18 protein-coding genes are annotated in these 11251 nt (G+C 65.0%); 10 read left to right on the top strand and 8 right to left on the bottom strand.

The window, feature by feature from the left end:
* Nucleotides 1-54: 54 nt before the first annotated feature.
* Genes A6A05_RS18240 through A6A05_RS18225 form a run of 4 tightly spaced genes read right to left on the bottom strand, consistent with a single transcriptional unit; the run spans nt 55 to nt 3154 of the window.
* Nucleotides 55-990: an N-6 DNA methylase gene (locus A6A05_RS18240; RefSeq protein ID WP_245644366.1), complete on the bottom strand. Its 936-nt coding sequence runs from the start codon at nt 988-990 to the stop codon at nt 55-57.
* Nucleotides 987-2111, bottom strand: coding sequence for an AAA family ATPase (locus tag A6A05_RS18235; protein WP_068504340.1), 1125 nt, complete (start codon nt 2109-2111; stop codon nt 987-989). Before A6A05_RS18235 ends, A6A05_RS18240 begins: the two co-directional genes overlap by 4 nt.
* A 3-nt stretch (nt 2112-2114) precedes the next feature.
* Entirely contained in the window at nt 2115-2318 is a 204-nt protein-coding gene (locus tag A6A05_RS18230) for a hypothetical protein (RefSeq protein WP_068504337.1), read from the bottom strand.
* Nucleotides 2315-3154 (bottom strand): hypothetical protein, encoded by an 840-nt coding sequence (locus tag A6A05_RS18225; protein WP_068504333.1) that lies wholly within the window; start codon nt 3152-3154, stop codon nt 2315-2317. Before A6A05_RS18225 ends, A6A05_RS18230 begins: the two co-directional genes overlap by 4 nt.
* Nucleotides 3155-3340: 186 nt before the next feature.
* Between A6A05_RS18225 and A6A05_RS18220 the strand changes: the two genes are divergently transcribed.
* The gene (locus tag A6A05_RS18220; protein ID WP_245644365.1) at nt 3341-3985 is read left to right on the top strand and encodes a phage portal protein; all 645 of its coding nucleotides are present in this window, start codon (nt 3341-3343) and stop codon (nt 3983-3985) included.
* A gap of 13 nt (nt 3986-3998) precedes the next feature.
* Here A6A05_RS18220 and A6A05_RS18215 read toward each other — a convergent pair whose 3' ends face one another.
* Both A6A05_RS18215 and A6A05_RS18210 read right to left on the bottom strand, forming a co-directional pair.
* Nucleotides 3999-4418 carry a type II toxin-antitoxin system VapC family toxin gene (locus A6A05_RS18215; RefSeq protein WP_068504343.1) on the bottom strand — a complete coding sequence of 140 codons (420 nt, stop codon included), beginning with the start codon at nt 4416-4418 and terminating at the stop codon, nt 3999-4001.
* A complete protein-coding gene (locus A6A05_RS18210) occupies nt 4415-4696 on the bottom strand; it encodes a type II toxin-antitoxin system Phd/YefM family antitoxin (protein WP_068504331.1) in 282 nt (93 codons plus the stop codon). The genes A6A05_RS18215 and A6A05_RS18210 overlap by 4 nt, the downstream gene beginning before the upstream one ends.
* A gap of 104 nt (nt 4697-4800) precedes the next feature.
* Between A6A05_RS18210 and A6A05_RS18205 the strand changes: the two genes are divergently transcribed.
* The 7 genes from A6A05_RS18205 to A6A05_RS18175 are packed head-to-tail and all read left to right on the top strand — an operon-like array spanning nt 4801 to nt 9786.
* On the top strand, nt 4801-6009 hold the full coding sequence (locus A6A05_RS18205; protein WP_068504329.1) for a S49 family peptidase: 1209 nt from the start codon (nt 4801-4803) through the stop codon (nt 6007-6009).
* Nucleotides 6010-6021: 12 nt separating this feature from the next.
* Complete coding sequence (locus tag A6A05_RS18200; RefSeq protein WP_068504327.1) at nt 6022-6411, top strand: head decoration protein; 390 nt, start codon at nt 6022-6024, stop codon at nt 6409-6411.
* Between the two features lie 15 nt (nt 6412-6426).
* Nucleotides 6427-7449: a major capsid protein gene (locus tag A6A05_RS18195; RefSeq protein ID WP_068504325.1), complete on the top strand. Its 1023-nt coding sequence runs from the start codon at nt 6427-6429 to the stop codon at nt 7447-7449.
* A 2-nt stretch (nt 7450-7451) separates the two neighbouring features.
* The gene (locus A6A05_RS18190) at nt 7452-7748 is read left to right on the top strand and encodes a head-tail joining protein (protein ID WP_068504323.1); all 297 of its coding nucleotides are present in this window, start codon (nt 7452-7454) and stop codon (nt 7746-7748) included.
* A complete protein-coding gene (locus A6A05_RS18185; RefSeq protein WP_068504321.1) occupies nt 7745-8377 on the top strand; it encodes a DUF6441 family protein in 633 nt (210 codons plus the stop codon). Before A6A05_RS18190 ends, A6A05_RS18185 begins: the two co-directional genes overlap by 4 nt.
* Nucleotides 8370-8804: a hypothetical protein gene (locus A6A05_RS18180; RefSeq protein WP_068504319.1), complete on the top strand. Its 435-nt coding sequence runs from the start codon at nt 8370-8372 to the stop codon at nt 8802-8804. The genes A6A05_RS18185 and A6A05_RS18180 overlap by 8 nt, the downstream gene beginning before the upstream one ends.
* 22 nt (nt 8805-8826) lie before the next feature.
* Nucleotides 8827-9786 (top strand): phage tail tube protein, encoded by a 960-nt coding sequence (locus A6A05_RS18175; protein WP_068504317.1) that lies wholly within the window; start codon nt 8827-8829, stop codon nt 9784-9786.
* Here A6A05_RS18175 and A6A05_RS18170 read toward each other — a convergent pair.
* On the bottom strand, nt 9780-10055 hold the full coding sequence (locus A6A05_RS18170; protein ID WP_068504342.1) for a BrnA antitoxin family protein: 276 nt from the start codon (nt 10053-10055) through the stop codon (nt 9780-9782). The two genes, A6A05_RS18175 and A6A05_RS18170, sit on opposite strands and share 7 nt — an antisense overlap.
* On the bottom strand, nt 10015-10581 hold the full coding sequence (locus A6A05_RS21980; protein ID WP_245644364.1) for a BrnT family toxin: 567 nt from the start codon (nt 10579-10581) through the stop codon (nt 10015-10017). The genes A6A05_RS18170 and A6A05_RS21980 overlap by 41 nt, the downstream gene beginning before the upstream one ends.
* Between A6A05_RS21980 and A6A05_RS21975 the strand changes: the two genes are divergently transcribed.
* Both A6A05_RS21975 and A6A05_RS21055 read left to right on the top strand, forming a co-directional pair.
* Nucleotides 10564-10878 carry a hypothetical protein gene (locus tag A6A05_RS21975; RefSeq protein ID WP_245644363.1) on the top strand — a complete coding sequence of 105 codons (315 nt, stop codon included), beginning with the start codon at nt 10564-10566 and terminating at the stop codon, nt 10876-10878. The two genes, A6A05_RS21980 and A6A05_RS21975, sit on opposite strands and share 18 nt — an antisense overlap.
* 44 nt (nt 10879-10922) lie before the next feature.
* Complete coding sequence (locus A6A05_RS21055; protein ID WP_156521137.1) at nt 10923-11069, top strand: DUF7697 family protein; 147 nt, start codon at nt 10923-10925, stop codon at nt 11067-11069.
* Nucleotides 11070-11251 lie beyond the last annotated feature (182 nt).

The following is an 11251-nucleotide window of genomic DNA, read 5'->3' as shown; positions in this document are numbered from 1 at the left end:
TCGCCGACAGCGACAGGGTCAAAAGCCTCTGCTATCAGCCCTGGGTCCAGCAGGTCATTTCGTAGGTTCGCCGGTATCATTGGCTAGGGTATCGCCGTGGAAGATTTCGAACTCGGTGTCCTTCACCCCATGCAGCAGCATGTTCATGCGGGCTAGGTTGTAGGTCGTGATATTGCTTTCCTGACCGAAGATCTTACCGATGCCGTGCGGTCCCATCCGCCTGCGAACGTTGAGAAGAAGCGAACCCGATCCGCAGGCGAAATCGAGAACACTGGCCAGACGCTCTTTCTGGCCCGTGGCGGGTTCTTGGCTGTCCAGGGTCACGATCGTCGACAGGATGTCGGAAATTTGCTGCGGCGTGTAAAATTCGCCCGCCTTTTTGCCGGAACCGGCGGCGAATTCGCCGATCAGGTATTCATAGGCATCGCCCAGATGATCCACCTCGGACGAGAACTCGGCCAGGCCTCGGGCGATCTCGGCGATAATCGAACAGAGCTTCTTGTTCTTGTCCGCCTGCGTCTTGCCCAGCTTTTCCGAATAAAGATTGATCTCCGAGAACAGCCCGCCGAACGTGCTCTGAAAAGACTCGTTCTCGATGTACTTGAAGCCATCATAAAGCGTCAGCAGCAGTTCATCGCTCTGCCTACGGGCTAGATTGGCGATGTTGTTCCACAGATAGGGCGGCTGGATCACATAATGCACCTTCCGGCGCATCTGTTTTTCGAACTCGGCCACGTCGTTTGGATTGTCGTCGTACCACGCCTGCAAGGGTGTGCTCGCGCCTGAGCGCGCCAATACGTCATCTGACAGATCGGGGTAATCCGGCCCCAGTTCGCGCTTCGCCGCCGCCTCGTAATTGTCCGAGAGATAGCGCAGAAACAGGAATGACAGCATGTAATCGCGGAAATCGTCCGCGTTCATCGCCCCGCGAAGCGTATCAGCGATGTTCCAGAGCGTTTTGCCCAGTTGCTTTTGGATTTGGTCGTTCATGGCCTGTCCTGTGCGTCCTCTGGGAACAAGGCTGGGCTGAATGGATGCAGTGTTATGAACTGCTTCAGCAGCCGCCCGAAGTGCTCCTTGTTCTCTGGCATCATCTCTCGAGGTTCGTACAATGAATAGTCCCCATGGCTCATCAGGTCGATGATCCGCTTGTAGATTGTCTCGTTCGGATCGTCGGCTTCTGGCTTGATGCAGTCGTGCCATTTGGCGTAGCCAAAGAATGCGGCGGTCTGCTCCATTACCCGGCGCAACATGTTGAAATGGTGCGTATAAAGCGCCCCGGATTTCTGCGCCTGATGCATCTCCACAAGCGACGCCAGATGGTAAAGGAATGGCGTGCTGTCAGTCTCTTGAATCTTGAAAGTCTGCCCCCCCACCTGCTTTTGCCGGGTCAGGAAATACATCCGCGGCCTTTTCATCTCGTTGCAGAGCACGTTGAAGAACAGTACGTGATGCGATGATACAACAACCCGAATTCGGCTCGGCGCGTCCTTCAGCATACTGGCAAGGTGATGCGCAACCATCACCGCGTTGTTCTCATCCAGCGAGGTAATCGGATCGTCGATATAGATGTACTTAACCCACTTGTAAGCCTCGGCCTCATCAAGGGCGAGTTGCACGATTGCCAGGAAGAAGCACCAGATGAAAATGTTCTCTTCGCCGCGGGAAATTTTGATGTCCTCGACCGTGGCCGTAGTGCCAGCCGTTTCCACCACGCGCGAAAATCTGACGGCCCATTCCGTTGTGTCGATTCTGAAACCGAAATCGGCATAGCGGTTCAGCAAAGGGCGGATACGGTTATCCATCTCCAACTCGCCCAAGCCCGCGAAGAAACGCGAGTCACTATTGATCTTCAGGACGCGCGCAAGGTCGTTCGCCAGATCATTGTCCCAGTAGAACAGGTCTTCGGTGAAGGCGTTGAAGTAGAGGGTGTCCTGCGCTGTCGTCTCGCCATCGGCGTTCACCACCTTGCCGAGGTCCTTGAATGCGGTCGAAAGCCGAGTCTTGCCCGTGCTGTTATAGGCATAGATCAGAACGGACTTCTTCGTCTCAAGCTCCTCCCGCAGGTGCTGCGCCAGCGCGGGCAAATCATCAAAGGTGGCTTCGGACATCTGTCAGCCCTCCCCAATCTGAGGAAAAAGCTGTTGCATCTGGCTCTCGATCAGCTGGCAAAAGGGCGAAAGCACCACCCTGCCGTCCTCGGCCGCCATGCCGGTCACGTCGGGACGGCGCCGGAAAAAGTCGACCTCGCCCGGCCACGGCTCACGCTGCTCCACGCCACCCGGCAGCATCCCGATGATGCGCGGCGCGTCGGTCACCGACCGATCTCCTTGAGCAGCCAAGCCGCATTGCCCAATGGCGCCTTCTGGCTGAGGAACGCGGTATCGAGGATGATGATGGCCTCACCGATTGCGAGCGCAGCGGCGGCTTCCTCGGTGCCGATCAGTACCCGCACCTGCCCCGTCACGCGGCAAGCCTGAGCGTCCATCAAATACGGCCCCTCAGCGGTCGTAAGCGATCCGAGCCGATGGCAGCGGTCAAGCCGGACGCCACCGACCTCGGCGGCACCGTCGACCAGCATGAACACGCTCGCCGGGCCACCCGGTAACGCCACCTTGCCGGACACCGGGACCTTCACACGGATCAGGCGGCGCCCGTCGACCAGGCCCGGATTGTCGGCGACCACGTTGTTGAAGTTCCGCTCCTCGAAGCCCAACTCGCCCAGATAGAAGTCCTTCCATGCCTGGCTGGGTCGATCGACCATCACGGTGGCGAACGCCGCCACCACCGGCAATGCAACGGCGACCACGGGCATGGTTCCGATGACCAGCACTGCGGCCAAGCCGACCACCAGAAGGTCAGCAAGGAAGGCGGGCCAGAGGGTCGCCGCCTCTAGGATGCGTATTGCCGCGCGCGGGTCCGCAATCAGCTGGCGGTTCACCAGCGGGCTGTTGTCGCCCAGGACCACCCATCGCGCGCCGCCGATGTCGCTGGCCGCCGCCATGGCCAATCGACCGGCTCGGTCGCCGTTGCGCCAGACGTAATCGCCTACCCACAGCCACTCGCCGATGTCCGGCTCGGCCCACCAGCCATCACCCGCCAGCAGCACCTTGTCGGTCAGCGACGCGATCGAAACGCTGGCGCCTCGGTTCAAGATGGACTCGTGCGGCCATCCGCCTCGACGACGCCAAGGCCAATCTCGGCCTGATCTCGGCCGATGCCCGCTGGTTCCGCCGTGAGGGTGTCACCATCGCCAATGGCGACGAGGTCGGCGTCTTGGTGCCGGAAGACCTGGCCGACATTGCCGCCACCATGACCGTCAAGGTGGATCCCCGCCGACGTGATCGACGTGGTGGACGACGGCTCCGGCGACCGCATCGTCGAGGTCCAGCCCGGCCAGGTGGTGCCGCTGGAACCGGGTGAGCAGATCCAGACATCGGCCCCCGCCGATGTGGGCGGATCGTATGAGCCGTTCGAGTACCGCACCCTGCTGCAGATATCCGCCGCCACCGGGGTGCCCTACGCCTATCTGTCCAACGACATGCTGAAGGCCAATTACTCCAACTCGCGCATGGCGCTGCTGGAGTTCCGCCGCCGGGTCGAGGCATGGCAGCACTCGGTGATGGTCCACCAGATGTGCAGGAAAGTGTGGCAGCGCTGGCTGGATGTGGCGGTGCTGTCCGGGGCGCTCGACATTCCCGGCTATGAGCGCAACCGCGCAGCCTTCATCGCTTGCTCCTGGCTGCCGCCCAAATGGGACTGGGTCGATCCGCTCAAGGACGCCAAGGCCGAGATCGAGCAGATCGGCGCCGGCCTGAAAAGCAGGACGCAGGCTCTGGCCGAGCGCGGCTTCGACGCCGAACAGGTGGATGCCGAGATCGCCGCCGACCAGGAACGCGAACAGCGGCTGGGGCTGACCTTCGGTTCCGATCCGTCACCGCAGGTGCCGACCGAACAGGCTGGGAACCAGGCCGCCCTCGGGTGAACCTGCACCCTGATCATGTTCCGAACCAGTTTTCTTGTTTCAGGCCGGAGAAATCCCGGAAGTCGGCCACATTGCGCGTCACCAGAACAAGGTCGTTGATGACGGCAATCGAGGCGATCTCGCCATCGGCGCGCGGTGCCGGCTTACCAATTGCCGTCAAACGCGCGCGCTCTCGTCCGAGCCAGAGGGCGCACCGGGGATCGTAAGGGAGGAGAATGAAGCGAGCTACGACAGCTTCCAGCCAACGATCCAGCATGTCGCGCTTCCGCGACGCCGGAAGCCGAGCCACGCCATACGCCAGTTCCTCCACTGTTGGAGCCGCGATGGCGCAGTTGCGTTCATGGGCCAGAATCTGAGCCTCGACCCCGGCATCGGGTTGCTGCCGAGCCAACTCCGAAATGACATTGGTGTCGAGAAGGTAGGTGGCGGTCAATCCCACGTCACCTCCCGCCCCAAGGAGTTGTCACGGAGGTTCTTGAAATCTTCGGCTTCCGCAAAACCGATGCCCTCTGCCGCCGCCTCTGATCGCCAGCGCCGCAGGAATTCCATGAACCCGGCCCGCTCGCCGGTGAGGCGACCATACTCGTCTTCGGACAGCAGAACCGCCACCGGTCGACCTCTGCGGGTGATGTGTACGGCCTCGCCAGTCTCAACCCGTTGCACCAAGCGAGGCAGGTGGTTCTTCGCATCGGCGATTGAAACCTGGGGCATGAGCACCTCTCAGAAAATAGACATCTAGATAGCCATCTTACGGCCGTCAACCGCAATAGGCAAGGTGCGACACGGCCATCAATCCTCTTGAGGTCAATAGCCGCATGCCAAACATCCCCCATATCGCGGCCCGCCTCTACGGCACGCCGCTGCTGGTCGCCCGCAGCAAGCTGGACGTCATCCTGGGCGCGCTCGGCCCCCGCTTGGCTGGGCAGTCCATCTCTTTCGACGGCGAACCCGCTCCGTCCGCCGATGTGGCGGTGACGCCCGACGGCATCGCCATCGTGCCGGTGGTGGGAACCCTGGTGGCCCGCTCCGGCTATCTCGGCGCCGCCAGCGGCTTGACCGGTTATGGCGACATCGCCGATGCCATCGAGGCGGCAGCCACCGATCCCGGCGTTCGCGCCATTCTGCTGGACGTGGACTCCTCCGGTGGCGAGGTGGGCGGCCTGTTCGATCTGGTCGACCACATCCAGGCCATCCGGGCGCAATGCGGCAAGCCCATCTGGGCGGTAGCCGATGAGGCGGCACTGTCGGCCGCCTATGCCATAGCCTGCACCGCCGACCGAATCTACGTCACCCAGACCGGCGAGGTCGGGTCCATCGGCGTAGTGGCGGTTCACCGCGATGAATCCGGGGCCGACACCCAGGCCGGGCTGGCCTGGACCTTCGTCCATGCCGGAGCCTGCAAGGTGGACGGCAATCCCCACCAGCCGCTGTCCGACTCTGCCCGCGTTGCTCTCCAGGCCGACGTGGATGCCCTTTATGGCCGGTTCGTCGATCTGGTCGCCAAGTGCCGCAGAAAATCCCCCGAGGCCATTCGTTCCACCGAGGCCGCCGTTTATCGCGGCGACCAGGCGGTGTCCGCCGGGCTGGCCGACAAGGTCGGCACCCTGCGTGTCGCCCTGGCCGATCTCGGGGCCGTGCTGGCACGCCCCACAATTTCCCGTCCCATCGCCGCCCGAAAGGAAGTCCCGATGTCCGAATCCCAAGGGGATGTCCCCGCTCTGGCTGCCGTGCCGCAGCCGCCCGCCCAGGCCAACGCGGATCTGGAGCAGCGCCTGCGGGCTGAATATTCCGAGATCAGTGCCATCTCGGCCCAGGCAGCCCGCCTGGGTGTCGCCATCGACCCCGCCGAGGCCATGGCCAAGGGCATCCGTCCCGAGGCCCTGCGCCGCACGGTGCTGGATCAATTGGCCGAGCGGTCCGACGCCACCGACGTGGTCGCCGCCGCTCCGCCGGTCGCGACCCCGAAGGCCGACACCGAAAGCCCCATCGTCCGGCGTGCCCGCGAAGCCGCCTCCCGCAAGTAAGGAACCGCCGCCATGCCGACGTTGACCGCATCGCCCACCCTGGGTGACCTGCTGAAATTCGAGTGCCATCCCAGCTATGGGCGCGAGACCGTCACCCTGAAGGCCGGTGCCGCCTACCCCCTGGGTGCGGTGCTGGGCCGCATCACCGCCAGCGGTGAATTCCGCCTGTCGCCCGCCGCCGAGGTGATTGGCGATGAAGGCGCGGAAACGGCCATCGCCGTGCTGCTGGAAGCGGTGGATGCCACCGACGGTGCCGCCATTGGCCTGATCGCCGCCCGTGGCCCGGTCATCCTGGCCGATGGTGCCCTGGTGTTCGACGCCTCGGTCGACGATGCGGCGAAACGTGCCACCAAGATCGCCCAGCTCTCTGCCCAGGGCCTTGTCGCCCGCGCCACCGTCTGATCGGAGTCCCTCTTCATGGTCGAGATTCTCAATCCCTTCGACGCGGGCGGCTATTCGCTTGCCGAGATGACCCAGGCCATCAACATCCTGCCCAACCTCTACACCCGGCTCGGCCAGATGGGGCAGTTCCGCTTCGAGGGCGTGACCCAGCGCAGCGTCATCATCGAGCAGGCCGAGGGCGTCCTCAACCTGCTGCCCACCGTGCCGCTGGGTGGCCCTGCCACCGTCGCCAACCGCGACGCCCGGAGCATGCGCTCGTTCACGGTGCCGTGGATTCCGCACGACGATTCCATCACGCCCCAGGACGTCCAGGGCGTGCGCGGCTTCGGCGTCGCCGATGCCGCCGATCCGCTGGCCACGGTGATGGAGCGCAAGCTGACCCGCATGCGCTCGAAGCACGCCCAGACGCGGGAGTTCATGGAGGTCAATGCGCTCAAGGGCATCGTCCGCGACGGCGCCGGTTCCACCCTCTACGACTACTTCGCCGAGTTCGGCCTGAGCCGCCAGCAGGTGGATTTCGCGCTCGGCACCGCCACCACCAATGTCCAGGGCAAGATCCGCGATGTGTTGCGCAAGGTGGAGACCGAGTTGAAGGGGGAGACCATGACCAGCGTGCTGGCCCTGGTCAGCCCGGAATTCTTCGACAAGCTGATCGGCCATGCCAAGGTCGAGACGGCCTACCAGTTCTTCTCGTCGGCCGGCGCCCAGCCGCTGCGGGAGGACGTGCGCCGCCGCTTCCCCTTCGCCGGCATGGTGTTCGAGGAATACAGCGCCACTGTCACCCTCTCGACCGGCCAAACCGAAACCTTGATCCCGGCCGGCGAGGGCATCGCCTTTCCGCTGGGCACCATGGACACTTTCGTCACCTATGGCGCCCCGGCCAATCTGATCGAGACGGTCAACACTCTGGGCGTGCCCATGTATGCCCGCCAGTTGGCCCGTCAGGACGGCAGCGCCATCGACGTCAAGACCGAGGCGTCCATCCTGCCAGTGAACAAGCGGCCCCGCCTGGCCGTGCGTCTGTTCTCGGGCAACTGACCATGACTGCCTTCGCCGACGCCCTCGACGACCTGTTCGCCGACCCGAACATGGCGGTCACCGTCAGCTACCAGGGCCGGTCCATCCGTGCCCTGGTGCGGCGGCCCGACCGCGAAGTGGAATTCTCGGACATCACCGTGCAGACCAGCACGGCGATCTTCGAGATCCGGCGGAAAGAGGTCGTCAGTCCGGCGGCAGGGGACGTGATCGTCCATGACGGCGACAGTTTCGTCGTCCAGGGCGAACCCCACCTGGATGCCGAGCGGCTGGTGTGGACCATCATTGTGAGGCCGGCATGAGGGTGCTTGCCGCCATCCGGGGCGATCTCACCCGCGTCATGGCCGACGAGGTGAAGGCGACCGAACGGGCCGCCAGTTCCGCCATGCGCGATGCCACCAACGGGCTGAAGCTGGACCTGCGCGCCCAAGTGACCGGTGCCGGCCTCGGCCCGCGGCTGGCCAACACCTGGCGGTCGCAGACCTATCCGGCCTCCGGCGATTCCCTGCGCCCGGCCGGGCTGGTGTGGAGCAAGGCGCCCCATATCATTCGCGCCTTCGACGAAGGCGCCACCATCCGCTCGGCCGACGGCTTCTGGCTGGCGGTGCCCGGTCCCGGCTGCCCTGCCCGCATCGGCAAGAAGCGGCCGACGCCCCGGCTGGTCGAGGAGCGGCTCGGCATTCCGCTCCGCTTCGTCTACCGCAGGGGCGGCCCGTCGCTGCTGGTGGCCGACGACATGCGGGCGCGGACGGGCAAACGCGGTGGCTTCGCCAGGTCCAGGACCGGGCGCAATGCCGCCACCGCCATCATGTTCCTGCTCTACCCGCAGGTGACCTTGCGCAAACGCCTCGACATCAACCGGGCCAAGGGGGCGGCCGAGCGGCGGCTGGTCACCACCCTGGTCTCGGCGCTGGGGAAGAACGATGGCTGATTCGCCCCGCGAGACCGCCCTGAAGGCACTGGCCGCCCTGCTGGCCGGGATCCCCGGCGCGAGCATTCGCCGCAACGAGCCGCTGGCGGCCAGGATCCCGACGGGTGGGCTGATCACCCTGTTCGACGGCAGCGGGGGCGAACCGGACATGCTGCTGTCCCCGCCCGCCTACATTCACAACCGCCGGGCAGAGATCGAGGTGGTGGTGCAGGGCGCCACCCCGGACGACCGCGACGGGATGCTGGACGGCATCCTCGCCGCCATCGGCGCCCGGTTAGTGGCCGACCCCACGCTGGGGGGCACGGTGGATCTGGCATTGCCCGAGCCGCCGGAATTCATCACCGAGACGATCGACGGCGCCGCCGGCCTCAAGGGGGCCAAGGTCATCGTCGTCCTCGAATACACCGCCGACTCGCCGCTCGGCTGATCCAGACAAAGGAACCGGTCCCATGTCGAAGACGCGCGCCTACGGCGCCGACTGCATCCTGCTGGCCGCCTTCGAGGCGGCCTATGGCACCATGCCGGCCGGCGGCTACACCAGGCTGTCCTTCAAGGAAACCAGCCTGGGTGCCGAACGGCCGCTGGGTTACGACCCGCTGCTGGGCCAGGGGCGCGACGCCCAGGACCCGTTCTACGAAGCGGTCAAGGACGAAGGCGAGTTCGGTGTGCCGCTCGATCTGCGCAGCCTCGGCTTCTGGCTGAAGGGACTGCTCGGCGCCCCCGCCACCAGCGGCGATGCTGGCACCGGCTTCACCCATGCATTCACCTCGGGCGGCGCGCTGCCGAGCCTGGCCCTGGAGATCGGCCACCCGACCCTGGCTGTCCCGAAGTTCTTCCGCCACTCGGGCGCCAAGCTGGGCAGCCTCGCCTTCGACATGGCCCGCTCCGGCCCGGCCAACGCCACCATCGCGGTGATCGCCCAAGGCGAGACCGAAGCTGCCGCTACCATCGACGCCGCTCCGGCCAGCTTCGCCCTGCGCCGCTTCAGCCAGGGCAGCGGCAGCATCCTGGTCGGCGGCCAACCGCTGGCCAATGTGGTCGGCGGGCGACTGTCGTTCTCCAACAACCTCGAGCCGGTTGAGACCATCCGCTCCGACGGCCTGATCGACGGCGTCGACGAGACCGAGGCCACCGCCGAGGGCTCGGTCGAGGTGCGTTTCGGCACCGACACCACACTGACCAGTGCCATCGCCGCGGAAAGCCCGGTCGAGATGCAGTACGGCTTCACCATCCCGGGCACCGATTATGCCCTGCGCTTCCATCTGCCCCGAGTGTTCCTGCCCAAGAAAAAGCAGGAGATCAAGGGCCCCGGCGGCATCCAGGCCAGCTACGACTGGCGTGCCGCCCGTGATCCGGTCGCCGGCTACCTGCTGCGCGTCACCCTGGTCAACGACGTCGATGGCTATTGAGACTGCGGGTGGGTCTCGACGTATTCGCGCAATGCCGAGTCGATGCGCGACTGCCACCCCGGCCCCGTCGCCCGGAAATAGGCCAGCACACGGGGATCGAGGCGCAGGCTGACCATCTTCTTCGGATTGGGGGATTTCGGCCGCCCACCCTTCCGGACCAGCTTCTCTCCCTGATACAGGTCAGCGGAGGCAAACCATTCCTCGGTCAGCTCGGGGGCGTCGTCGGGGTCAACCCAGGTACTTTCGCCAGTTGGCTTCTTCTGCTGCATGACCATGCCTCATTGAAATGATGCGCCGCGCCCCACCACGCGGTGTCCAGACCATCACCACGAAACGGCCGTCGAGGTAGCCGACGGTGATCAGACGCGGTTCCCCATAGTCCATCCGGTCATCCGGGCGGGTGTAATGGGTTCCCGCGAATACCTCTTCAGCGTCGGCAAAATCCAGCCCGCGTTCCGCGAGGGTCTTGATCCGCTTCGCCTCGTCCCAGGTATTCATGGGGTTAATGTAGGGACGAAAACCCGTCCTGTCAAAGATTTCGTATCTACAGAAACAGGGTGCCACCGAATGATCCGTCTGTGCCTGCCCAAGGAGCCGTATTGGCTCGACCTGCCGTTCGGCGTGCGGCTCCACGTCCGCCCGCTCACCACCGCCACCTATTAGGCCGCCCGCATCAAGGGCTGGCGCAAGGCCCGCGCCGTCGCCCGCGAGTTCGCCGACCTCAGATCCGTCGGCGGCGACATCTCCGGCCTGCCCGATTTGCGCGATGACGATGCGGTGGCGGGGTTCTCGCAACTGCTGTTCGCCCAGGCACTGGCCCGCACCGCCATCCTGGATTGGGAGGGGGTGCTGGAGGCCGAAGGCGCTCCGGCTGCGGTGTCCGACACCCATGTCGCAGATCTGATGCTGATCCAGGGCGTGGCCGAGGCATTCGTCGGCCTTTATACCGCGCCCCATGAGGCGGTTCTCGCCGAGGGAAACGCCTCCAGGCCCGCAGCCGATGGCACTTCGGCGGCGGGCCGGGATATTGCCGCCAGTGCCACGACGACGGTGCCCCCTGCGCCGGTGACGGAAGCTGCCCCACCGACCTGAACGAGCCCCATACCCTCGAAGGCTGGCAAGCCTGGGAGATGCTGATGCGCGCCGACCCGGCCCGTTTCGATATCGCCGGCCTGCTCGCCCACGGCCGTGCCCTAGGCTTCGACGAACGAGCGCTGGCCCTGCTGCTGCCGTTCGCGGAGGCGGGAATGCGCGAGGCCCTGGCCGAAAGACATCGTGAATGAGCGAGGCGAAGTCCGAGCGCGGGCGCATTGAGCGCCCCGGAGCGTAGCGGAGGAGCCAAGCGCGCAAAGGCGCGCGCCCGGCGATTGAGGGACAACGAATGACTGCCGCCCGCACTGTCTCCATCCGCCTTGCCCTTGAAGATGGCGAGGTGTTCCGCCGCGCCCTTATGCAATTGGGTGAG

This window comes from Magnetospirillum moscoviense (genome assembly GCF_001650635.1).
Classification (GTDB): Bacteria; Pseudomonadota; Alphaproteobacteria; order Rhodospirillales; family Magnetospirillaceae; genus Magnetospirillum; species Magnetospirillum moscoviense.
The sequence above is the reverse complement of the archived record's forward strand: the minus strand, read 5'-3'. Positions and strand labels throughout refer to the sequence as shown.